At 59.8% G+C, this 22,510-nt stretch carries 22 protein-coding genes; 10 read left to right on the forward strand and 12 right to left on the reverse strand.

Annotated features, from left to right (window positions below; all coding sequences use genetic code 11):
- Window positions 1-50: 50 nt before the first annotated feature.
- Together prpF and BLT89_RS07355 are read left to right on the forward strand one after the other, a co-directional pair.
- Window positions 51-1,238: a 2-methylaconitate cis-trans isomerase PrpF gene (prpF, locus tag BLT89_RS07350; protein WP_090193848.1), complete on the forward strand. Its 1,188-nt coding sequence runs from the start codon at window positions 51-53 to the stop codon at window positions 1,236-1,238.
- Window positions 1,239-1,363: 125 nt separating this feature from the next.
- A complete protein-coding gene (locus BLT89_RS07355; RefSeq protein WP_090193850.1) occupies window positions 1,364-2,182 on the forward strand; it encodes an alpha/beta fold hydrolase in 819 nt (272 codons plus the stop codon).
- A 16-nt stretch (window positions 2,183-2,198) separates the two neighbouring features.
- Here the strand turns inward: BLT89_RS07355 and ppsR are convergent, their stop codons facing one another.
- Window positions 2,199-3,017, reverse strand: coding sequence for a posphoenolpyruvate synthetase regulatory kinase/phosphorylase PpsR (gene ppsR, locus BLT89_RS07360; RefSeq protein ID WP_090193851.1), 819 nt, complete (start codon window positions 3,015-3,017; stop codon window positions 2,199-2,201).
- A gap of 176 nt (window positions 3,018-3,193) precedes the next feature.
- Here ppsR and ppsA point away from each other — a divergent pair, with 176 nt between their 5' ends.
- The 8 genes from ppsA to BLT89_RS07400 all read left to right on the forward strand — a co-directional run bounded on the left by ppsA (window position 3,194) and on the right by BLT89_RS07400 (window position 11,187).
- Window positions 3,194-5,563, forward strand: a complete 2,370-nt coding sequence (gene ppsA, locus BLT89_RS07365; protein ID WP_090193853.1) for a phosphoenolpyruvate synthase — start codon at window positions 3,194-3,196, stop codon at window positions 5,561-5,563.
- A 72-nt stretch (window positions 5,564-5,635) separates the two neighbouring features.
- A complete protein-coding gene (locus BLT89_RS07370) occupies window positions 5,636-6,616 on the forward strand; it encodes an alpha/beta fold hydrolase (RefSeq protein WP_090193855.1) in 981 nt (326 codons plus the stop codon).
- A 129-nt stretch (window positions 6,617-6,745) separates the two neighbouring features.
- Window positions 6,746-7,231, forward strand: coding sequence for a ribonuclease E activity regulator RraA (gene rraA / locus BLT89_RS07375; protein ID WP_090193856.1), 486 nt, complete (start codon window positions 6,746-6,748; stop codon window positions 7,229-7,231).
- Window positions 7,232-7,248: 17 nt separating this feature from the next.
- Entirely contained in the window at window positions 7,249-8,259 is a 1,011-nt protein-coding gene (locus tag BLT89_RS07380) for a zinc transporter ZntB (RefSeq protein WP_090193858.1), read from the forward strand.
- A 56-nt stretch (window positions 8,260-8,315) separates the two neighbouring features.
- Window positions 8,316-8,561, forward strand: a complete 246-nt coding sequence (locus BLT89_RS07385; protein WP_090193860.1) for a CrfX protein — start codon at window positions 8,316-8,318, stop codon at window positions 8,559-8,561.
- Between the two features lie 2 nt (window positions 8,562-8,563).
- Window positions 8,564-9,388 (forward strand): mechanosensitive ion channel family protein, encoded by an 825-nt coding sequence (locus BLT89_RS07390; RefSeq protein WP_090193862.1) that lies wholly within the window; start codon window positions 8,564-8,566, stop codon window positions 9,386-9,388.
- Between the two features lie 84 nt (window positions 9,389-9,472).
- Complete coding sequence (sigX, locus tag BLT89_RS07395) at window positions 9,473-10,066, forward strand: RNA polymerase sigma factor SigX (protein ID WP_090193863.1); 594 nt, start codon at window positions 9,473-9,475, stop codon at window positions 10,064-10,066.
- Window positions 10,067-10,155: 89 nt separating this feature from the next.
- Window positions 10,156-11,187, forward strand: a complete 1,032-nt coding sequence (locus BLT89_RS07400; protein WP_090193864.1) for an OmpA family protein — start codon at window positions 10,156-10,158, stop codon at window positions 11,185-11,187.
- A gap of 143 nt (window positions 11,188-11,330) precedes the next feature.
- On the opposite strand, the gene BLT89_RS07405 is transcribed toward BLT89_RS07400, so the two are convergent.
- The 11 genes from BLT89_RS07405 to BLT89_RS07455 form a co-directional block, all read right to left on the reverse strand.
- Entirely contained in the window at window positions 11,331-12,920 is a 1,590-nt protein-coding gene (locus tag BLT89_RS07405; protein WP_090193866.1) for an ABC-F family ATPase, read from the reverse strand.
- A gap of 85 nt (window positions 12,921-13,005) precedes the next feature.
- Complete coding sequence (locus BLT89_RS07410; protein ID WP_090193868.1) at window positions 13,006-13,374, reverse strand: MmcQ/YjbR family DNA-binding protein; 369 nt, start codon at window positions 13,372-13,374, stop codon at window positions 13,006-13,008.
- Window positions 13,375-13,384: 10 nt separating this feature from the next.
- A complete protein-coding gene (locus BLT89_RS07415) occupies window positions 13,385-13,663 on the reverse strand; it encodes a peptidylprolyl isomerase (RefSeq protein WP_090193870.1) in 279 nt (92 codons plus the stop codon).
- Between the two features lie 171 nt (window positions 13,664-13,834).
- A complete protein-coding gene (locus BLT89_RS07420) occupies window positions 13,835-14,464 on the reverse strand; it encodes a CoA transferase subunit B (protein ID WP_090193872.1) in 630 nt (209 codons plus the stop codon).
- A gap of 1 nt (window position 14,465) precedes the next feature.
- Window positions 14,466-15,164 (reverse strand): CoA transferase subunit A, encoded by a 699-nt coding sequence (locus BLT89_RS07425; protein ID WP_090193874.1) that lies wholly within the window; start codon window positions 15,162-15,164, stop codon window positions 14,466-14,468.
- A gap of 80 nt (window positions 15,165-15,244) precedes the next feature.
- Window positions 15,245-16,141: a hydroxymethylglutaryl-CoA lyase gene (locus BLT89_RS07430; RefSeq protein WP_090193876.1), complete on the reverse strand. Its 897-nt coding sequence runs from the start codon at window positions 16,139-16,141 to the stop codon at window positions 15,245-15,247.
- Between the two features lie 209 nt (window positions 16,142-16,350).
- Window positions 16,351-18,294, reverse strand: a complete 1,944-nt coding sequence (locus tag BLT89_RS07435; protein WP_090193877.1) for an acetyl/propionyl/methylcrotonyl-CoA carboxylase subunit alpha — start codon at window positions 18,292-18,294, stop codon at window positions 16,351-16,353.
- 3 nt (window positions 18,295-18,297) lie between these two features.
- Window positions 18,298-19,092, reverse strand: a complete 795-nt coding sequence (locus tag BLT89_RS07440) for a gamma-carboxygeranoyl-CoA hydratase (protein WP_090193878.1) — start codon at window positions 19,090-19,092, stop codon at window positions 18,298-18,300.
- Window positions 19,093-19,186: 94 nt separating this feature from the next.
- Window positions 19,187-20,794 (reverse strand): carboxyl transferase domain-containing protein, encoded by a 1,608-nt coding sequence (locus BLT89_RS07445; RefSeq protein ID WP_090193880.1) that lies wholly within the window; start codon window positions 20,792-20,794, stop codon window positions 19,187-19,189.
- A 90-nt stretch (window positions 20,795-20,884) separates the two neighbouring features.
- Window positions 20,885-22,048, reverse strand: a complete 1,164-nt coding sequence (locus tag BLT89_RS07450) for an isovaleryl-CoA dehydrogenase (protein WP_090193882.1) — start codon at window positions 22,046-22,048, stop codon at window positions 20,885-20,887.
- Between the two features lie 32 nt (window positions 22,049-22,080).
- Window positions 22,081-22,476, reverse strand: coding sequence for a MerR family transcriptional regulator (locus tag BLT89_RS07455; RefSeq protein ID WP_090193883.1), 396 nt, complete (start codon window positions 22,474-22,476; stop codon window positions 22,081-22,083).
- Window positions 22,477-22,510 lie beyond the last annotated feature (34 nt).

Below are 22,510 nucleotides of genomic sequence, written 5' to 3' on the forward strand. Positions count from 1 at the left end.
TCAGAAACCGCCCAAAGCGAACCGAAAATGAACATTGTGGAGAGCAGGTCATGGCTCACGTAGCACAGGTCAAAATTCCCGCCACCTATATGCGCGGCGGCACCAGTAAAGGTGTGTTCTTCAGGTTGCAGGATCTGCCCGAGGCCTGCCAGGTACCGGGTGCCGCGCGCGACAAGCTGTTCATGCGCGTGATCGGCAGCCCGGACCCGTACTCCGCGCACATTGACGGTATGGGCGGCGCCACTTCCAGCACCAGCAAGTGCGTGATTTTGAGCAAAAGCACGCAGCCTGATCATGACGTGGACTATCTCTACGGCCAGGTATCCATCGACAAGGCCTTTGTCGACTGGAGCGGCAACTGCGGCAACCTGTCCACCGGCGCCGGCGCTTTTGCCCTGCATGCCGGTCTGGTTGATCCGGCGCGCATCCCGCAGAACGGCACCTGTGTGGTGCGCATCTGGCAGGCCAATATCCAGAAGACCATCATCGCCCATGTACCGGTGACCAATGGTCAGGTGCAGGAAACCGGCGACTTCGAACTGGATGGCGTGACCTTTCCGGCTGCCGAAATCGTACTGGAGTTCCTCGACCCGTCCGATGATGGCGAGGAGGGCGGTTCGATGTTCCCCACCGGCAATCTGGTTGATGACCTGGAAGTTCCCGGTATCGGTACGCTGAAGGCGACCATGATCACTGCCGGCATCCCTACAGTGTTTGTGAATGCCAGCGAAATTGGTTACACCGGCACCGAGTTGCGTGAGCAGATCAATGGCGACCCCGCAGCACTGGCCAGATTCGAAGCCATCCGTGTTGCCGGCGCCTTGCGCATGGGTCTGATCAAGACCCCGGAAGAGGCGGCCACCCGCCAGCACACGCCGAAAATTGCCTTCGTGGCAGCACCAGTCGACTACACCGCCTCCAGTGGCAAAACCATCCAGGCCAGCGAGATTGATCTGCTGGTGCGGGCACTGTCCATGGGCAAGCTGCACCACGCCATGATGGGCACCGCAGCGGTGGCGATCGGCACCGCTGCTGCGATTCCCGGCACGCTGGTGAACCTGGCGGCCGGGGGTGGCGAGCGCACGGCGGTGCGTTTCGGGCATCCGTCCGGTACGCTGCGTGTGGGTGCCGAAGCGGTTCAGGTTGAAGGTAACTGGACGGTGACCAAAGCGATCATGAGTCGTAGTGCGCGGGTGTTGATGGAAGGCTGGGTGCGTGTGCCCGGAGATACGTTCTGATCCCGGTTGTTGAGTGGGCTTTAGCCCACCGTCAAGGTATTGGTGGGTAAAGCCCACCCAACTCAAAAGCCCGCCGGCCCAGTGCTTTGGCGGGTTTTTTCTTAAGGGATACTCTGGAGCCGGCAATGCAAATCAACGCGCATGAACTGAACACCCGCTCACAAGGCAAAGGGCCTTTGTTCGTCTGGGGTCATGGCCTGACAGGCAGCATGGGCAGTGAAGATGCGCTGGGGCTGTTTGAGTGGAAGAAATTTCCCCGGGATATCCGCTTGTTGCGCTATGACGCGCGTGGCCATGGTGAGAGTGAAGCCAGCGCAACGCCTGCCGGTTATCACTGGGCCGAGTTGGGCAGTGACATGACCGCGCTGGCGCACAAGCACGCCCGGGGTAGTGGTTATGTACTCGGTGGCCAGTCGATGGGTTGTGCCACCGCTCTCTATGCAGCCTTGCAATGCCCGGAGGAAGTGCGCGGTCTGGTGCTGGTCAATCCTCCGACCGCCTGGCAAACCCGCGCGGCGCAAGGCGCCTTTTACCGCAAGAGCGCCTGGGTGAGTGGCCTGCTGGGTGGCAAATTGCTGGCCAAAGTCATGAGCAAGGATTTGAGCCGGTTGCTACCGTTCTGGATGCTCGAGGCGCGTGCGGAGAAGGTGCCTGGTGCGTTTGAGGGATTGAGCCGCATGCGCCGTTGCACGCTGTTCAACCTGTTTCGCGGGGCCGCCCTGACTGACCTGCCGGCAGAGTCGGCACTGGCTACCCTGGAAGTGCCAACACTGATTCTGGCCTGGAGCGATGATCCAACCCACCCGCTAAGTACCGCAGAAACCCTGGCGCAACTGCTGCCCAGAGCGCAATTGCACATCGCACACAGCAATGACGAGGTTTTGCGCTGGCCAGCGCTGATGCGGGAATTTGTCAGCCAGGTCAGCGCGAAGGCAGACGCCTGACGCCTGCCGTGAATGCTTACTTCAGGCGCCGGTCCACACCTTTTTCAACCAGGATCTTCGCGGATATTTCTTCCACGGAAAAATGCGTTGAATTGATGTTGGCGATGTTTTCCTTGCGGAACAGTTGCTCGACCGCACGTACTTCGAACTCGCACTGGGCAAAGCTGGAATAGCGGCTGTTCGGTTTGCGCTCGTTGCGGATTGCGCTCAGCCGGTCCGGATCGATGGTCAGCCCGAACAGCTTGTCCTTGTAGGGCTTGAGGGCATTGGGCAACTGCAGGTGCTCCATGTCCTCTTCGGTCAACGGGTAGTTGGCGGCGCGGATACCGAACTGCATGGCCATGTACAGGCAGGTCGGAGTTTTGCCGCAGCGCGACACGCCAACCATGATCAGGTCGGCCTTGTCGTAATAGTGGGTGCGCGCGCCATCGTCGTTATCGAGGGCAAAATTCACCGCATTGATGCGCTCCATGTAATTGGAGTCTTTGCCTATCGAGTGGGATTTGCCCACGGTGTAGGACGACTGGGACACCAGTTCTTTCTCCAGCGGGGCCAGAAAGGTCGAAAAGATATCGATCATGAAGCCCTTGGAGGTGGCGATTACCTCGCGGATTTGCTGATTGACCACGGTATCAAAGATGATCGGGCGGAAGCCGTCAGCCTGCTCGGCGGCGTTTATCTGCTGGACGATCAGCTGTGCCTTTTCGATGCTGTCGACATAAGGCCTCGTCAGTTTGGTGAAGTCGAATGTCTCGAACTGGGCAAGCAGGCTCTGGCCCAGAGCTTCCGCAGTAATACCGGTTCCGTCGGAGATGAAAAAGGCAGTTCGTTTCATTTCTGCTAAAGGCCTTAAGCTGGAGACCGTTCTCGGCTATGATGTGCCGGCTTTTTGGTCGGGAATTGGCCGGCATTGTCCTCTAATTTCGTCAGGCCGGCCACCGCGCAGCAAACCCTCTGACACAGGCCGCATGGTCTGTCCTGGGCACCTAACAGAATATTGGAGAGTTCACCTTGGTTGAGTATGTAGTTTCCCTCGATAAGCTTGGCGCCCACGATGTCGAGCGCGTGGGGGGCAAAAATGCTTCCCTGGGCGAGATGATCAGCAACCTGGCGGGTGCCGGTGTATCGGTTCCTGGCGGTTTTGCCACTACCGCACAAGCCTACCGTGACTTCCTTGAATTGAGTGGTCTGAATGACGAGATCCATGAAGCGCTGGATGCGCTGGACGTGGATGACGTCAACGCCCTGGCCAAAACCGGAGCCAAGATTCGCCAGTCGATCATGGATGCCGAGTTTCCCGAGCAGCTGAATGCCGACATTCGCAGCGCATTTGCCGAAATGTCCGCCGGCAACGAGCACATGGCGGTTGCCGTGCGCTCCTCGGCTACAGCCGAAGACCTGCCGGATGCGTCCTTTGCCGGCCAGCAGGAAACCTTTCTGAATATTCGCGGTGTGGAAAACGTGATTCGCGCGGCCAAGGAAGTTTTTGCCTCGCTGTTCAACGACCGCGCCATTGCCTATCGCGTGCATCAGGGCTTCGATCACCGCCAGGTGGCCTTGTCCGCCGGCATCCAGCGCATGGTGCGCTCGGAAACCGGCACTGCCGGCGTACTCTTCACCCTGGATACCGAATCCGGTTTCCGCGACGTGGTGTTTATCACCGGTGCCTACGGGCTGGGTGAGACCGTGGTGCAGGGCGCAGTCAACCCGGATGAGTTCTACGTCCACAAGCACACCCTGGAAGCCGGGCGTCCGGCCATCCTGCGGCGCAATCTGGGCAGCAAGGCGATCAAGATGATCTACGGCGATGAAGCCAAGGCCGGTCGCTCGGTACAGACCGTCGAAGTGGATCGCGCCGATCGCGCACGTTTCTGCCTGACGGATGCCGAAGTGACCGAGCTGGCCACCCAGGCACTGATTATCGAGAAGCACTACCAGCGTCCGATGGACATCGAGTGGGCCAAAGACGGCGATGACGGCAAGCTGTATATCGTCCAGGCACGCCCGGAAACGGTGAAAAGCCGTGGTACGGCGAATGTCATGGAGCGTTATCTGCTCAAGGAAAAAGGCAAGGTACTGGTGGAGGGCCGGGCCATCGGCCAGCGCATCGGCGCCGGGCCAGTGAAGATCATTCATAACGTGTCGGAGATGGACAAGGTCCAGCCCGGTGATGTGCTGGTGTCGGACATGACCGACCCGGACTGGGAACCGGTAATGAAGCGCGCCAGCGCCATTGTCACCAACCGTGGCGGGCGCACCTGCCATGCGGCGATCATTGCCCGCGAACTGGGTATTCCCGCGGTAGTTGGCTGTGGCAATGCAACGACACTGCTGGAGGACGGGCAGCGCGTCACCGTGTCTTGTGCAGAAGGCGATACCGGCCTGATTTTCGAGGGCCAACTGGGCTTCGATATCCGCAAGAACACCGTGGATGCCATGCCGCAACTGCCGTTCAAGATCATGATGAACGTCGGCAATCCGGATCGCGCCTTTGATTTCGCGCAATTGCCCAACGAGGGTGTCGGTCTGGCACGCCTGGAGTTCATCATCAACCGCATGATCGGTGTGCATCCCAAGGCCTTGCTGAACTTTGCCAGCCTGCCGGAAGAACTCAAGGCCAGCGTGGAAAAGCGCATTGCCGGCTACCACGATCCGGTCAACTTCTATGTCGAGAAGCTGGTCGAGGGCATCAGCACACTGGCAGCGGCCTTCTGGCCGAAGAAGGTCATCGTGCGGCTGTCCGACTTCAAATCCAACGAATACGCCAACCTGATCGGCGGCAAACTCTACGAGCCGGAAGAAGAGAACCCGATGCTCGGCTTCCGTGGCGCATCGCGCTACATCAGCGAGTCTTTCCGTGATTGCTTCGAGCTCGAGTGCCGGGCGATGAAGAAAGTGCGCAACGAGATGGGTTTGACCAACGTCGAAATCATGGTGCCGTTTGTACGCACTGTGGGTGAAGCCAGTCAGGTCATCGATCTGCTTGCCAGTAACGGCCTGAAGCGTGGCGAGAATGGTTTGCGCGTGATCATGATGTGCGAACTGCCATCCAATGCGCTGATGGCCGAGGAGTTTCTTGAATTCTTCGACGGTTTCTCCATCGGTTCGAATGACCTTACCCAGTTGACCCTGGGGCTGGATCGCGACTCCGGCATCGTTGCCCATCTGTTTGACGAGCGTAATCCGGCGGTGAAGAAGCTGCTGTCAAATGCCATCCAGGCCTGCATCAAGGCAGACAAGTACATCGGCATCTGCGGTCAGGGCCCTTCGGATCACCCGGATCTGGCACGCTGGCTGATGGAGCAGGGGATCGAGAGCGTTTCCCTCAACCCCGACTCGGTTCTGGATACCTGGTTCTTCCTGGCAGAAGCACAGGCCTGACCGCGTCAGAAATAACAGCTCGAAAGGGTGGGCTGATGCTCACCCTTTTTTATGCAAGACAAGATCCCGTATATGCAAAGCAGCAGCAAGTTATTCCCCGTGGCACTGCTCAGTGCAGAGTTGCGCGGTGATCTCACCGAGGATATTTACCGCCTCAAACCGGGCAACAGTCCGGATCCCAGCGTTGAGCTGGCGCTGACCCGGCTTGGACAGGCAGGCGCAACGGAAACTGCGCGAATCCCGGTGATTTTGCTGCATGGCAGCTTTTCCAATCGACGCTTCTGGTATTCAACCAAAGGAATCGGTCTGGGTGCGTATCTGGCACGCGCAGGCTTTGATGTGTGGCTGGCGGAAATTCGCGGCCACGGCCTTTCCCCGCGCAATAAACGCTACCGTTTCAATACGGTGGCCGACTATGCCCGCTATGACCTGCCGGCTATCGCCGATTTTGTTGCTGAAAAGTCGGGACAGATCCCGCACTGGATCGGCCACTCGATGGGCGGCATTACCCTGGCAGCCGCAGTCGGCGGGAAATACCTGACGGCGCAACAGGTGTCATCACTGGCACTGTTCGGCAGTCAGGTCAGCCGTACCTACTGGCCGCTCAAGGTGCCGCCGCTGGCGTGGACGGGCAAGGCACTGCTCAAGCGTTTTGAGGTGATCTCCGGTCCGCGGCTGGAGCGCGGCCCGGAAGACGAGCCTATCGGCGTGGGGATTGAAGGGCTGCGCTGGCATGGCCTGTTCGGGCGCTTTGGCGACCAGCAATCCGACTGGTGGGCGGGACTGGCCGAGGCGCAGATGCCCCTGCTGGCGGTGAGTGCGCGGGCGGACAAGGATGATCCAGCCTGGGCCTGTCGCAAACTGTTCGAACAGTTTGGTGCGGCTGAGAAAACCTTCGTGCTATTGGGTCGTCAGGAAGGCTATAGCGATGATTACGGCCATATCGAGATGCTGGTGAGCAAGGCAGCGATGGCGGAAGTGTGGCCGATGGTTGCCAGCTGGCTGCATGGTCAACAGCTTGATGTGCCGGTTGTACAACGTCAGGCAGTTTGACGCTGGCGCGTTTTGGGTAACAATCGGGCAGCCGTCGATCGTCGGCAAGGCTGCAGGTCGAGCGCAGGCCCAGGCTTGGGCAAAGTATCAAAAGTCTTTTATAACATTATGAAAGTTAAGGAAAAACAAATGGAATACGTTACCCCGGATTTGTGTGATGCCTACCCGGACCTGGTTCAGGTAGTTGAACCGATGTTCAGCAACTTTGGTGGCCGTGATTCCTTTGGCGGGGAGATAGTCACCATCAAGTGCCACGAAGACAACTCGCTGGTCAAATCCCAGGCGGATCAGCCAGGTCAGGGCAAGGTGCTGGTGGTGGATGGTGGCGGCTCGCTGCGCCGCGCACTGCTGGGCGACATGATTGCCGAGAAAGCCGCGAAAAATGGCTGGGAAGGCATGCTTATCTATGGCTGTGTGCGCGATGTGGATGTGCTGGCGCAGACCGACCTTGGCGTACAGGCACTGGCCAGTCATCCGATGAAAACCGACAAGCGCGGCATTGGTGACCTCAATGTGGCGGTGACCTTTGGGGGCGTAACTTTCCAGCCAGGGCACTTCGTATATGCAGATAACAACGGTGTAGTAGTTTCTCCGAAAGCTCTTGAAATGCCTTGAATAGCATGGAGTTGTAGATGGACTTTGCAGCGGAGCATGAAGACTCGAAACAGCACGGGCTGGCTGAAGCGCTGTTGCTTGACGGGCAAGGATCAGCCCGCAGAGTGTCGCGCGAAGAGATCGATAGGCTGCAGCTGCAGCCCGCTGAAACGCTCTGGTTGCACTGGGACAGGACACATCCGGATGCCCAGGCATGGCTGCGCGATCATAGTGGTCTGAGTGAATTTGCCTGCAATCTGTTGCTGGAGGAAGGCACCCGGCCGCGTGTCGTGCAACCGCAATCGCAACAATTGCTGCTGTTCCTGCGCGGGGTCAACCTGAACCCCGGCGCAGAACCGGAAGACATGATTTCCCTGCGTATTTTTGCCGAGCCGAACCGGGTTATTTCCTTGCGGATGCGGCACTTGCAGGCACGTTCGGAGCTATCCGCCGAATTGGCTGCCGGCAAAGGACCGACCTCGGCGCAAGGCCTGGTCTTGCGCCTGGCGGACCTGATGACAGACAAGGTCGAGCCGCTGGTTGCCGATCTTTCCGATCTGGTTGACAGTGAGGATGAGCAGATTGAGCAGGACGAGCGTTATGTGCCCAATCACAACAAGATGGTTTCGGCCAAGCGGCGCTCGGCCAGCCTGCGGCGCTTTCTGGCACCGCAACGGGACATCTTTTTCGAGATGAGCAAGGAGAAGCTGGGCTGGTTTGTGGGTGATCAGGCGAAAGACTGGAATGAGCTGGGCAACAGCCTTACGCGCCACCTGGAAGAGCTCGAGCTTATCCGTGAGCGGGTAGGGCTGGTGCTGGAGTCCGAACACCAGCGCATGGCCGGACGGATGAACCGGGTCATGTACCTGTTTGCCATTGTCACCGGGTTTTTCCTGCCGCTGTCATTTTTCACCGGCTTGCTGGGAATCAATGTAGGCGGCATCCCCGGCAGTGAATACCCCCATGGTTTCGTGGTGGTGTGCCTGCTGATGCTGGGCTTCGGCCTGTTCCAGTGGTGGCTTTTCCGCCGTTTGCGCCTGATGGTTTGATGTGACGCTAGCCAACAGAAACTCGTCTAGGCCTGACAGTCCTATCAGAGGTGAGCATGCAGGATCCATTTGAAGAGTCCTTGCGCAATATGCTGCGCTCGTCTGCGGGCGAACATGACGATGAACGCACGCTGGATCGCGTTCTGCGCACGGCAAACCGCCAGGTAGGGGTCAGCGACCTGTTCAGCCTGGTCGGCCACTGGTTTGAAGCCCTGATGCTTGCGCTGGACAGCGCATCCGACCACATTGCACCCGTATCGAAAAAAACCACGCCCCGAAATCCAGCTGACAAGGTTGATTGACTATGGAATACGATCCCTGGACCCAGAGTCTGGTTAATGCCATGAGCACCATGTGGAGCTCTGTCGGCGTGTTCATTCCGCGCTTGTTTGGTGCGCTGATAGTGGTTTTGCTGGGGTTTGTGGTGGCCAAGCTGCTCGATACCCTGCTGTCAAAGCTGCTGGCCAAATTCGGACTGGATCGACTCATGGCGGGTGCCGGCCTGACCAAGCTGCTTTCGCGTGTCGGTATCCAGGTCCCGGTCTCGACCCTGATAGGCAAAATCGTTTACTGGTTCGTTTTGCTGGTTTTCCTGGTATCCGCCGCCGAATCGCTGGGTCTTGAGCGGGTTTCGGCAACCCTGGACGTGTTCGCGCTGTACTTGCCGAAGGTTTTTGCTGCCGGTCTGGTACTGCTGGCGGGCGTTCTGCTGGCGCAGTTGGCCGCCGGCCTGCTGCGTAGTGCCGCCGAAGGCGTAGGGCTGGATTACGCCAACAGCCTCGGTCGCATCGCCCAGGCCATGGTGATCATCATCAGTATCTCGGTGGCGATCGGCCAGCTGGAAATCAAGACCGATCTGCTGAATAACGTTATCGCGATCATCCTGATCTCCATCGGGCTGGCCATAGCACTGGCCATGGGACTGGGCAGTCGCGAGATTGCCGGGCAGATCATTTCCGGCATCTACGTGCGTGAACTCTTCGAGGTCGGGCAAACTGTACGGATCGGCGAGATTGAAGGTCAGATAGAAGAAATTGGCACGGTCAAGACCGTGCTGCTGACGGATAGCGGAGAGCTGGTATCCGTGGCCAATCGTCAACTGCTTGAGCAGTCGGTTTCTTCCCGCTAGCACTCCTGTCCAACTGCTAATGTTGTGATTGAAGGCATTTACCGGATCTGATTAATCCCGCACAGACTGTCGGCCCAATATCTTTTGAAACAGCCACAAACCCTGCCTGTCCGCTACAACCCGAGCGAACTTTCTGATGAAGAGTTGGTTGAGCGCGCGCGCGTCGAGCTTTTCCATGTAACCAGGGCTTATGAAGAGCTGATGCGCCGTTATCAGCGCACATTGTTCAATGTCTGTTCGCGTTATCTGGGTAACGAGCGGGATGCGGATGATGTCTGCCAGGAAGTCATGCTCAAGGTGTTATACGGGCTGAAGAATTTCGAGGGTAAATCCAAGTTCAAGACCTGGCTTTACAGCATTACCTTCAACGAGTGCACCACGCAGTACCGCAAGGATCGACGCAAGCGCCGGCTTGCCGATGCTCTGGCGCAGGAGCCGCTGGATGAGGCCTCGGAAGAGTTCGCGCCAAAAAGTGAAGAGCAGGGAGGTCTTGATCGCTGGCTGGTACATGTCAACCCGATCGATCGGGAAATTCTGGTACTGCGCTTTGTTGCCGAACTCGAGTTTCAGGAAATTGCCGGCATCATGAACATGGGCCTGAGTGCCACCAAAATGCGCTACAAACGCGCACTGGACCGGCTACGTAGCAACTTCGCCACGGAGGATGATAGTCCTTGATGGCAGTGATAGCCTGTTGCTAGTATTCATCGGTTTGATGCGCGGTTCACCACGAACAGTCAGCGATTCACTATTACGGGAAGTCTGCAATGCAATTTAAAAACTCCGCAAGCATGGTTATCGGTACCTTGGTGGTAGCTGTTTCCATTGGTGCTCATGCGCAAGGCAAGGGTGCCGTGGAAGTGAGCGGTTTTGGCAAATACTATGTGCCAGACAGTTCCCGCGATATCGGCTCCAACGGCACCTTGTTGGGTGGCGCCGTAAGTTACTACCTGACGGATGATGTCACCTTGGGCCTGAACTATGGCACCTATGACAATATCGACGGGCAGAACAGCCATAAGGATATACATGGCGAACTGGGCGGCCTTGATGCTACCTATCACTTCGGTACTCTGGGTGACAGCCTGCGGCCGTACATTTCTTCCGGTGTGGCGCATCAGAGCATCGGCCAGGATAACCGTGGTGGCCGCGACAAGAGCAGCTACATCAATATCGGTACCGGCCTGAAGTACTACTTCACGGAAAACCTGTTTGCCGATGCTGGCGTGACCGGCATGTACAACATGGATCGTGGCGACACTGAATACATGGCTGGCCTGGCGGTTGGCGTCAATTTCGGTGGCGCAGGCAAGAAAGTTGAGCCAGCACCCGCTCCAGCAGTATGTAACGACGACGATAATGACGGTGTCTGTGACAACGCCGACCAGTGCCCGGATACCGAAGCCAACGTGACGGTGGATGCCGATGGTTGCCCTGCCGCTGCCGAAGCTGTGCGCGTCGAGCTGGACGTCAAGTTCGACTTCGACAAGTCAGCGGTCAAGCAGGACAGCTACGCGGAAATCAAGACGGTTGCCGATTTCATGAATCAGTACCCGCAAACCACTACCACGGTTGAAGGTTACACCGACTCCGTCGGCAGCGAAGCCTACAACCAGCAGCTATCGCAGCGGCGTGCCGATGCAGTGCGGCAAGTGATGGTTGATGAGTACGGTGTTGCGGCCGATCGCGTCAGCGCAGTTGGTGAAGGCGAAAGCGATCCGGTTGCCAGCAACGACACGGCCGAAGGCCGCGCGCTGAACCGCCGCGTTGAAGCCAGCGTCGAAGCACAGAGCAAGTAATATCCCCTGAGCAGTCGACCGCAGTGATGCGGTTCGACTGCTCAATAAAAAGCCCCAGCTGGTCCGGGGCTTTTTGCTATCTGCGTTTCTTTTATGGGCCGCAGGGTGGACTTCAGCCCACCCTTGTCAGCACAGGGCAAGCCTTAAACCAGCACACCCTGACTGCGCAGATAGTCGTCGTAGGTGCCGCTGAAGTCGGTCACGCCGTTGTTGCTGAGTTCAATGATGCGGGTGGCCAGCGAGCCGACGAACTCACGGTCGTGGCTGACGAAGATCAGCGTGCCCGGATAGTTCTCCAGCGCCAGGTTGAGTGCCTCGATGGATTCCATATCCAGGTGATTGGTCGGCTCATCCATGACCAGCACATTGGGCTTTTGCAGGATCAGTTTGCCGAACAGCATGCGGCCCTGTTCACCACCGGAGATCACCTTGACCGATTTGAGGATTTCATCGTTGGAGAACAGCATGCGCCCGAGGGTGCCGCGCACCAGTTGCTCGCCACCCTGGGTCCAGCGGCCCATCCATTCGAACAGCGTGGCCTCGTCTTCGAACTCATCCGCATGGTCCTGGGCGTAGTAACCGACTTCCGCGCTCTCGGTCCATTTCACCGAGCCACTGTCAGGAAACAGTTCGCCGACCAGCGTGCGCAACAGGGTGGTCTTGCCGATGCCGTTGGGGCCGATGATGGCCACGCGCTCACCGGCTTCCACGGTAAAACTGAAGTTCTGGAATAGCGTCTTGCCATCAAAGCCTTTGGACATCCGCTCGATGGTCACGGCCTGGCGGTGCAACTTCTTGGTTTGCTCGAAGCGGATGAACGGGCTGATGCGGCTGGACGGTTTGACTTCGGCCAGCTGGATCTTGTCGATCTGTTTGGCGCGCGAGGTGGCCTGTTTGGCCTTGGAGGCGTTGGCCGAGAAGCGGCTGACAAAGCTTTGCAGCTCGGAAATCTGTGCTTTCTTCTTGGCGTTGTCCGACAGCAGTTGCTCGCGTGACTGGGTGGCCGCGGTCATGTACTCGTCGTAATTGCCGGGGAACAGGCGCAGCTCGCAATAATCCAGATCCGCCATGTGTGTGCACACGCTGTTGAGGAAGTGGCGGTCGTGGGAAATGATCACCATGGTGCTGTTGCGCTGGGTGAGGATGTTTTCCAGCCAGCGGATGGTGTTGATGTCCAGGTGGTTGGTCGGCTCATCGAGCAGCAGCACATCCGGATCGGAGAACAGCGCCTGGGCCAGCAGCACGCGCAGCTTCCAGCCGGGGGAGACTTCGCTCATCGGGCCGAAGTGTTGTTCGACGCCAATGCCCAGACCCAGCAGCAATTCGCCGGCACGTGATTCGGCGGTGTAGCCGTCCATTTCAGCGAACTCGGTTTCCAGTTCGGCCACGGCCATGCCGTCGGCTTCGCTCATTTCCGGCAAGGAATAGATGCGGTCACGCTCGGCCTTGACCTTCCACAACGCCTCGTGGCCCATGATCACGGTGTCGATCACGTTGAAGTCTTCGTAGGCAAACTGGTCCTGACGCAGCTTGCCCAGACGGACGTTGGGCTCAAGCATGACCTGACCGCCGGAGGGCTCCAGATCGCCACCCAGGATTTTCATGAAAGTCGACTTGCCGCAACCATTGGCACCGATCAGGCCGTAACGGTTGCCGTTATTGAACTTGACGGAAACGTTCTCGAATAACGGTTTGGCACCGAACTGCATGGTTATGTTGGCTGTTGAAATCACAATCTGGATCCTGAAAAACGGGGCGCGGCTGCGCAAAGGGGCGCGATTGTAGCCGTTTGCAGCCTTCAGGGCATCCGCGAGATGACTATTGGTGCTGATCTTCGTCGAGCAACAGGCCAATCCGCCGTATTTTCGGCAGGCGCTGCACCACCAGCTGATGGGAGCGGCGCAGCAGTTGCTGCAGTTCGTCAGCACTGGCCTGATAGGGCGGCGTCAGGCTGATCCAGTGCGCGCGGGCCAGATAGGGGGCAGGGCGCATGCCCGGCCTGTCGCAATAGCCAAGAAACAGGTCGTCATCCACCTTGAACGCCAGATTGCCGCTGCCGTGCAGGTCGAGCAGGGCAAACATCTTGTTGCCGGCGATGGAAAACACCTGCACGCCGCCCCATTTGAAGTCGCTGCGCGCTCCGGGCAGGCTCAGGCAATAGGCTGCAAGCTGCGCTGCGCTGGCCATGCGTTGTGGCTCACTCACGGAAAAACACCTGGATCAGGTGATAACCAAACTGCGACTTGACCGGCCCGTGCACCTCACGCAGCGGCTTTTTGAAAATCACCTGATCCACGGCGCGCACCATCTGCCCGGGGCGTACCTCGCCCAGATCACCGCCACGCTTGCCGGAGGGACAGCTCGAGTACTTGCGCGCCAGCAGGTCAAACGCTTCGCCGGCGGCAATCCGCTTCTTCAGGGCGCTGGCCTCGGCCTCAGTCTTGACCAGGATATGGCGGGCCATTGCCTTGGCCATCAGTCATTCTCCGCTACAGGTTGTTCAGCAGGGCTTGGAACTACTGTTCAGCATTGTGCCAGCTACCCCGTTAACGCTGCATGTATTGCAAGCATCCATGTGGGAACGCCGACCCGGCGCGACCTTCTGGCATTTTCGCGTTGAGTCGCCGCCCCAGGCACAGTTGCTTCACTACCGGTTGATCGGGCAACCGGTCGCTGCTTGCAGTTCATCGAAACTGACGCCATCAGCCAGTTCCACCAGTTGCAGCCCCTTGGCAGTCACATCCAGCACGGCCAGGTCGGTGATGATGCGGCTGACGACTTTCACGCCGGTCAGCGGCAGGTCGCAGTTGCGCAGAATCTTGTGTGCGCCACCTTTGGCCGTGTGCTCCATCAGCACCACCACGCGCTTGACCCCGGCTACCAGATCCATGGCGCCGCCCATGCCCTTGACCATCTTGCCGGGGATCATCCAGTTGGCCAGGTCGCCCTGTTCCGACACCTGCATGGCGCCGAGGATCGACAGGTTGATATGCCCGCCGCGGATCATGGCGAAGGAGTCGGCACTGTTGAAAAAGCTGCTGCCGGGCAGGGTGGTGATGGTCTGCTTGCCGGCGTTGATCAGGTCGGCGTCGACTTCCTCTTCACGGGGGAAGGGGCCAATGCCGAGCAGGCCGTTTTCGCTCTGCAGCCAGACATCCATACCCTCGGGGATGTAGTTGGCGACCAGGGTCGGCAGGCCGATGCCGAGGTTGACGTAGAAGCCGTCCTGCAATTCCTGTGCGGCACGCTGGGCCATTTGTTCACGAGTCCAGGCCATCTCATGCGCTCCTTACAGTACGTTGTTCGATACGCTTTTCCGACTGGGCATTGAGCACCAGGCGCTGCACGTAGACGCCCGGCAGATGCACCTGATCCGGTTCGAAGCTGCCGGTCTCGACAATTTCTTCCACCTCAACCACGCAGACCTTGCCGGCCATGGCCGCCAGCGGGTTGAAGTTGCGCGCGGTCTTGTTGAACAGCAGGTTGCCGGATTTGTCGGCCTTCCTGGCTTTGACCAGGGAAACGTCGGCAGTCAGCGAGTGCTCCATGACGTACCACTCGCCATTGAACTGGCGGGTTTCCTTGCCCTCGGCAACCAGGGTGCCGTAGCCGGTTTTGGTGTAAAAGGCCGGAATTCCGGCGCCACCGGCCCGTAGTTTTTCCGCCAGGGTGCCTTGTGGGGTGAAGTCCAGTTTCAATTCGCCAGCCAGGTACTGGCGCTCAAACTCCTTGTTCTCGCCCACATAGGAGGAAATCATCTTGCTGATCTGCCGCGTGGTCAGCAGTTGGCCGAGGCCAAAACCATCGACACCGGCGTTGTTGCTGATCACAGTGAGGTTCTTCTTGCCGCTATCGCGCAATGCCGCAATCAGCGCCTCGGGAATGCCGCACAGGCCAAAACCGCCGACGGCCAGGGTCATGCCGTCTTCCACCAGCCCGTCGAGGGCGGTGGCTGCATCCGGGTAGATTTTATTCATGGAGCGCCTCGTTGGTAGGGTGGGCTTCAGCCCACCGTGTAGCTAATGCGGGTGGGCTGAAGCCCACCCTACGAATTCAATCAGTGCTGGCGAGCCCGCGCCACCCGCGAGCCGTTGTCGCGGCCGAGCAGAGTGCAGATGCGTTGCCCGGCGCTGATCAGCTGATCCAGATCGATACCGGTATTTATACCCAAACCGTTGAGCATGTAGAGCACGTCCTCAGTCGAGACATTGCCGCTGGCGCCCTTGGCGTAAGGGCAGCCACCGAGGCCGGCGACCGAGCTGTCGAACACGCTGACGCCTTCCAGCAAGCTGGCGTAGATATTCGCCAGTGCCTGACCGTAGGTGTCGTGGAAGTGCCCGGCCAGCTTGTCCCGGGGAATCCTTGCACTCACCACGTCGATCAGCTGGCGGGTCGCGCCGGGGGTGCCGGTGCCGATGGTGTCGCCCAGCGAGACTTCATAGCAGCCCATGGCAAACAGCTCGGCGGCGACATGGGCGACTTGTTGCGGGTCGATGGCGCCGTCATAAGGGCAACCGAGCACACAGGAGACATAACCACGTACGCGGATGCCATTGGCCTTGGCGGCCTCCATCACCGGTACGAAGCGCTCGAGGCTTTCGCTGATCGAGCAATTGATGTTCTTTTGCGAGAAGGCTTCAGAGGCGGCGGCGAACACCGCGACTTCTTTCACGCCGGCGGCCAGCGCGCCTTCAAAGCCCTTGAGGTTGGGGGTCAAGGCGGCATAGGTGATGCCCGGCTGTTGCTGGATTTGTGCGAACACCTCGGCGCTGCCGGCCATTTGCGGCACCCACTTGGGCGAGACAAAACTGCCGACTTCGATATAGCTCAGCCCGGCGCTGCTCAGGTCATCGACCAGACGCACCTTGTCGGCCACGCTGATCGGCTGTTTCTCGTTTTGCAGGCCATCACGCGGGCCAACTTCAACCAGGCGGACGTTACTGGGCAATGGCATATCCATTTCTCCGTAGGGTGGGCTGCAGCCCACCGGATTCAAGTGGTGGGCTGAAGCCCACCCTACGTAACTGTAGTTTGATCGTTCCCACGCTCTGCGTGGGAACGCAGCTCTTGACGCTCTGGCGTCCACGCCACAACAGCGTAACGCAGAGCGTCACCGGCCAGGCTCCCACGCTGGAGTACGGGAGCCATCAGCGTAAAACGGTTTTAGGCAGATTCAAGCTCCACCAGGGTGGTGCCTTCGTTGACCAGTTCGCCTTCACTGCAATACAGCGCCTTGACCACACCGGCTTCGGCGGCGCGGATGCTGTGCTCCATCTTCATCGCCTCCAGCACCACCAGCGCGGTACCGGCCTCCACCGCCTGGCCGACTTCCACCAGGATGCGCACGATGCTGCCGTTCATCGGTGCAGTCATGCCGCCGTGCTGATGATGGCTGGCTTCGGCCGCGGCAATGGGGTCGTAGCACTGCACGCAGAGCAACTCGTCTTGCCATTGCAGATACAGATTGTCGCCGCGACGAATCGCCAGGTGCTGGCTGCGCAAACCGTCCTGCTCGACCTGCAGGAAATCACCGTGCAACTGGATCAGGCCGGGTGCGTTATGGCGCAGGCGCACCTGTTGCTGCTCGCCATTGCATTGCAGGTGCAGATTGATTTCCGTCGGGCCGCCGGCACGCCAGCCGCTATTGCTCGCCCAGGACGAGTGCAGGTCGTCACTGCGCTGGCGTTGCGCCTGGCTCTGGCGCATGGCTTCGGCGGCCAGATTCCAGAAGGCGGCGGGCAGGGTGACGGGCTCGGGCAGCAGGACCGCCTGATGCCGCTCGATAAAGCCGGTATCCAGCTCAGCCCCGGCAAAGGCCGGGTGGGCGAGGATGCGCTGCAAGAACAGCAGGTTGGTCCTGAAACCACCCACGGCGGTTTCCCTGACCATGGCCAGCAAACGCTGGCGGGCTTCCTCGCGGTTCTCGCCCCAGGCAATCAGTTTGCCGAGCATCGGGTCGTAGAAGGGCGAAATCTCGTCACCTTGCTCGACGCCGCTATCCACGCGACGACCGGGGCCGGGGTTGGATTCGCGGTACAGGTCCAAGTGGCCGGAGGCGGGCAGGAAGTCATTGGCCGGGTCTTCGGCATACAGGCGCACTTCAATCGCATGGCCATTGAGTGGCACCTGTTCTTGGCTGATCGGCAGCGCTTCGCCACGGGCCACGCGAATCTGCCAGGCCACCAGGTCGAGGCCGGTGATGGCTTCGGTCACCGGGTGCTCCACTTGCAGGCGGGTGTTCATCTCCATAAAGAAGAACTGGCCACGGGCATCCAGCAAAAACTCCACGGTGCCGGCGCCGACATAGCCGATGGCTTGTGCGGCTTTCACCGCGGCCTCACCCATGGCACGACGCAACTCTGGCGTCAGGCCCGGTGCCGGGGCTTCTTCGACCACCTTCTGGTGGCGACGCTGGATCGAGCAATCGCGCTCATTCAGGTACAGGCAGTTGCCGTGTTGATCGGCGAATACCTGGATTTCTACGTGGCGCGGTTGCAGCACGTACTTTTCCACCAGCATGCGTGAGTCGCCAAAAGCGGACAGTGCCTCGCGCTGCGCCGACTCCAGGCACTCGATCAGCTGCGCTTCGCTTTCCGCCACCTTCATGCCCTTGCCGCCACCGCCGGCAGTGGCCTTGAGCAGCACCGGGTAGCCGATTTTTTCGCAGGCGGCGCGGAAGGTTTGCAGATCCTGGGCCTCGCCGTGGTAACCAGGTACCAGCGGCACCCCGGCTTGTTCCATCAGGGATTTGGCGGCGGATTTGCTGCCCATGGCGTCAATCGAACTGGCCGGAGGGCCAAGAAACACCAGTCCGGCGGCTTCGATGGCCCGGGCAAAACCGGCGTTTTCCGAGAGAAAACCGTAACCCGGGTGAATGGCCTGGGCGCCGCTGGCTTTGGCTGCGGCGATAATCTTGTCTACCAGCAGGTAGCTGTCAGCCGGTTTCGCGCCGCCGAGGTTGATCGCGATATCCGCTTCACGCACATGCCGGGCATGGCTGTCGATGGCGCTGTGAACCGCCACGGTAGTCAGGCCCATGGCCTTGGCGGTACGCATCACGCGGCAGGCGATTTCGCCGCGGTTGGCCACCAGAAGAGTGGTAATCATCGGTTATTGCTCCTGCCAGGATGGTTTGCGCTTTTCCAGAAAGGCATGCAGCCCTTCCTGGCCTTCGGCGCTGACGCGGATGCGCGCAATGGCGCTTTCGGTTGAGCGGCGCAGGCCGGGGGTCAGTTCACCGGCGGCCACTTCGTTGTACAGCGCCTTGCAAGCGACCATGGCCTGCGGGCTGTTGAGCAGCAGATTGCTGATCCAGCCAGCGAGTTGCGCCTCCAGTTCTTCGGCCGGGTAGGCCTCGCTGAGCAGGCCCAGTTCGGCCGCTTTGCGGCCGTCAAAACGCTCGGCGGTCATCGAGTAGCGCCGCGCGGCGCGTTCGCCCATGGCCTTGACCACGAACGGACTGATGGTTGCCGGCATCAGGCCGATACGCACTTCGGACAGGCTGAACAGCGCGGTATCGGCACCGATAGCCATATCACAGCAGCTGACCAGGCCCACTGCGCCACCAAAGGCGGCACCTTGCACCACAGCCAGTGTCGGCTTCTTCAGCTGATAAAGGTTGTACAGCAGCTCGGCCAGATTGCGCGCATCGGCCAGGTTGCCGTTGAAATCCAGGGTGGCGGCTTCCTGCATCCAGCCCAGGTCGCCGCCGGCGCAGAAGTGCTTGCCGCGACCGCGCAGCAGCAGCAGGCGCACGGCCGGATCGGCCGCCACCTGGTCCAGGGCCAGAATCAGTTCGCTGATGGTGGCGCTGTTGAAGGCGTTGTTCTTTTCCGGGCGGTTCAACCACAGGGTGGCGATGCCACGGCTGTCGGTTTCCAGCTCGATGTTCTGGTAGTCAGTCATGTGCTCAGGCTCTCGGAACTCGGTAGGGTGGGCTTCAGCCCACCGCTTGTTGTGCATATCACTGGTGGGCTGAAGCCCACCCTACAGACATCCGTTACATGCGGAACACGCCGAAGGTGGTCGGCTCGATCGGGGCATTGAGGCTGGCCGAGAGCGCCAGGGCCAGGACTTCGCGGGTTTGTGCCGGGTCGATGACACCGTCGTCCCACAAACGGGCGCTGGAGTAGTAGGGATGACCCTGGCGCTCGTACTGCTCAAGGATTGGCTGCTTGATCTTCGCTTCTTCCTCGGCAGACAAGGTTTCTCCGGCCCGCTCCAGTTGCTCGCGCTTGACCTGCACCAGTACGCCGGCGGCCTGTTCGCCGCCCATAATGGAGATGCGCGCATTCGGCCACATCCACAGAAAGCGCGGGTCGTAGGCGCGGCCGCACATGCCGTAGTTGCCGGCACCGAAGCTGCCGCCGATGATCACGGTGAACTTCGGCACCTTGGCGCAGGCCACCGCCGTCACCAGCTTGGCACCGTGTTTGGCGATGCCGCCGGCTTCGTATTTTTGCCCGACCATAAAGCCGGTGATGTTCTGCAGAAACAGCAGCGGAATACCGCGCTGACAAGCCAGCTCGATAAAGTGCGCGCCTTTCTGCGCCGACTCGGCAAACAGGATGCCGTTGTTGGCCAGAATGGCGATGGGGTAGCCGTTGATATGGGCGAAGCCGCACACCAGAGTGGCGCCGAACAGCGCCTTGAACTCGTCGAATACCGAGTCATCAACAATGCGCGCTATCACTTCGCGCACGTCATAGGGCTGTTTGGCGTCGGCCGGAATCACTCCGTAGATTTCCTCGGCGGCATAGCGTGGCAGAACCGGCACTTTGCTGTTGACCACGCCCAGCTTGCGCCAGTTGAGGTTGGCGATGCAGCGCCGGGCCAGGGCCAGGGCGTGTTCATCGTCTTCGGCGTAATGGTCGGCCACCCCGGAGATTTTGCAGTGCACATCGGCGCCACCGAGTTCTTCTGCAGTCACCACTTCACCGGTGGCCGCGCGCACCAGCGGCGGCCCGGCGAGGAAGATGGTGGCCTGGTTGCGCACCATGATCGACTCGTCGGCCATGGCCGGCACATAGGCACCGCCAGCGGTGCAGGAGCCCATGACCACGGCAATCTGCGGGATGCCCATGGCACTCATGTTGGCCTGATTGAAGAAGATATGCCCGAAGTGCTCGCGATCGGGGAATACCTCGTCCTGCCGCGGCAGGTTGCCGCCGCCCGAATCCACCAGATAGATACACGGCAGGCGGTTTTCGCGGGCGATGGTCTGCGCGCGCAGGTGCTTTTTCACCGTCAGCGGGTAGTAGCTGCCGCCTTTGACCGTGGCATCGTTGGCCAGAATCATGCACTCGACACCTTCCACCCGGCCTATACCGGCAACCACGCCAGCGGCTGGTACGTCCTCGCCATACACCTCGTGGGCGGCCAGCTGGCCAATCTCGAGAAACGGCGAGCCGGCATCCAGCAGACAGTTGATACGGTCACGCGGCAGCAACTTGCCGCGCGCGACGTGCCGTGCCTGGGCCTTCTCGCCGCCGCCTTCGTGAGCACGGGCGAGCAGGGCGCGCAGTTGCACGACCTGCTCGAGCATGGCCGCGCTGTTGTTGGCGAACTCGGGGCTGCGGGTGTTGATCTGGGTGCTGAGAATGGTCATTTCTGATCCCGTACAGTGTCTTTCGTAGGGTGGGCTTCAGCCCACCAGTACGCTGGCAGCGTTGGGCTGAAGCCCACCCTGCGTCCTGAGCTATTTGGTTTCGTTGAACAGCTCGCGGCCGATCAGCATGCGGCGTACTTCGCTGGTGCCGGCGCCGATCTCGTAGAGCTTGGCGTCGCGCAACAGGCGGCCAGCCGGGTACTCGTTGGTGTAGCCGTTGCCGCCGAGCAACTGGATGGTATCCAGCGCCATCCTGGTAGCCATTTCGGCGGTGTAGAGAATTACCGCAGCGGCGTCCTTGCGCGATTCTTCACCGCGATCACAGGCCTTGGCCACGTTGTACAGGTAGGACTTGGAGGCGTTCATGCCGGCGTACATGTCGGCGACCTTGCCCTGCACCAGCTGGAATTCACCGATCGACTGGTTGAATTGGCGGCGTTCGTGAATGTACGGCAGGACCACGTCCATGCAGGCGGTCATGATCCCGGTGGGGCCGCCGGAAAGCACGGTGCGCTCGAAATCCAGACCGCTCATCAGTACGGCTACGCCACGACCTTCTGCACCAAGGATGTTTTCCGCCGGCACTTCGCAGTCCTGGAACACCAGTTCGCAGGTGTTGGAGCCGCGCATGCCGAGCTTGTCGAGCTTCTGGTGGCGGGAGAAACCCTTGAAATCGCGTTCGACGATAAAGGCGGTCATGCCTTTGGAACCGGCATTCACATCGGTCTTGGCGTAGATCACGTAGGTGTGGGCGTCCGGGCCATTGGTGATCCACATCTTGTTGCCGTTCAGCACGTAGTGGTCGCCTTTGCGCTCGGCGCGCAGCTTCATCGACACCACGTCGGAGCCGGCATTCGGCTCGCTCATGGCCAGGGCGCCGATATGCTCACCGCTGCACAACTTGGGCAGGTACTTGAGCTTCTGCTCGTGGGTGCCGTTCTTGTGGATCTGGTTGACGCAGAGGTTGGAGTGGGCGCCGTAGGACAGGCCGACCGAAGCCGAAGCGCGGCTGATCTCTTCCATGGCGATCACGTGGGCCAGGTAACCCATGTCGGTGCCGCCGTATTCTTCCTTCACGGTCATGCCCAGCAGGCCCATGTCACCGAACTTGCGCCACATGTCCATGGGAAACTCGTTGCTGCTGTCGATCTGTGCTGCGCGGGGTGCCAGTTCGGCTTGCGCAAACTGGTAGACCGAGTCGCGCAGCATGTCGTTGGTTTCACCAAGACCGAAGTTCAGGGACGGGAAGGACATGATTTCACCTCTGCAAAAGTGGATTAATTTGTTTAGTTAATAGATTGTTTTTTAAGTGTTTCTTCCAGCGCAGCACGGCAACGCTCTTCAGCGGTATCCAGTTCCAGCTGCATTTGCTGGATGTCCAGCATCTGCTGTTCCAGTTGTGCGCGACGTTCGGCCAGCTTGCCGAGCATGGTATTGAGCTGCTTCTGGTTGCCGGCTGTCGGGTCATACAAACCGATCAGTTCCCGGCACTCAGCCAGGGAAAAGCCGATGCGCTTGCCACGCAGAATCAGCTTCAGGGCGACCTTGTCCTTGCCGGAGTAAATGCGCTCCTGGCCACGCCGTTCGGGACTGAGCAGGCCTTGCTCTTCGTAAAAGCGGATTGCGCGGGTGGTGATATCCAGCTCGCGCGCCAGATCGGAGATGCTGTAACTGGGGCTCATGACTGCATTGCTCTGTGCTTACCTTTACGTTAAC

The organism is Pseudomonas pohangensis (genome assembly GCF_900105995.1).
Classification (GTDB): domain Bacteria; phylum Pseudomonadota; class Gammaproteobacteria; order Pseudomonadales; family Pseudomonadaceae; genus Aquipseudomonas; species Aquipseudomonas pohangensis.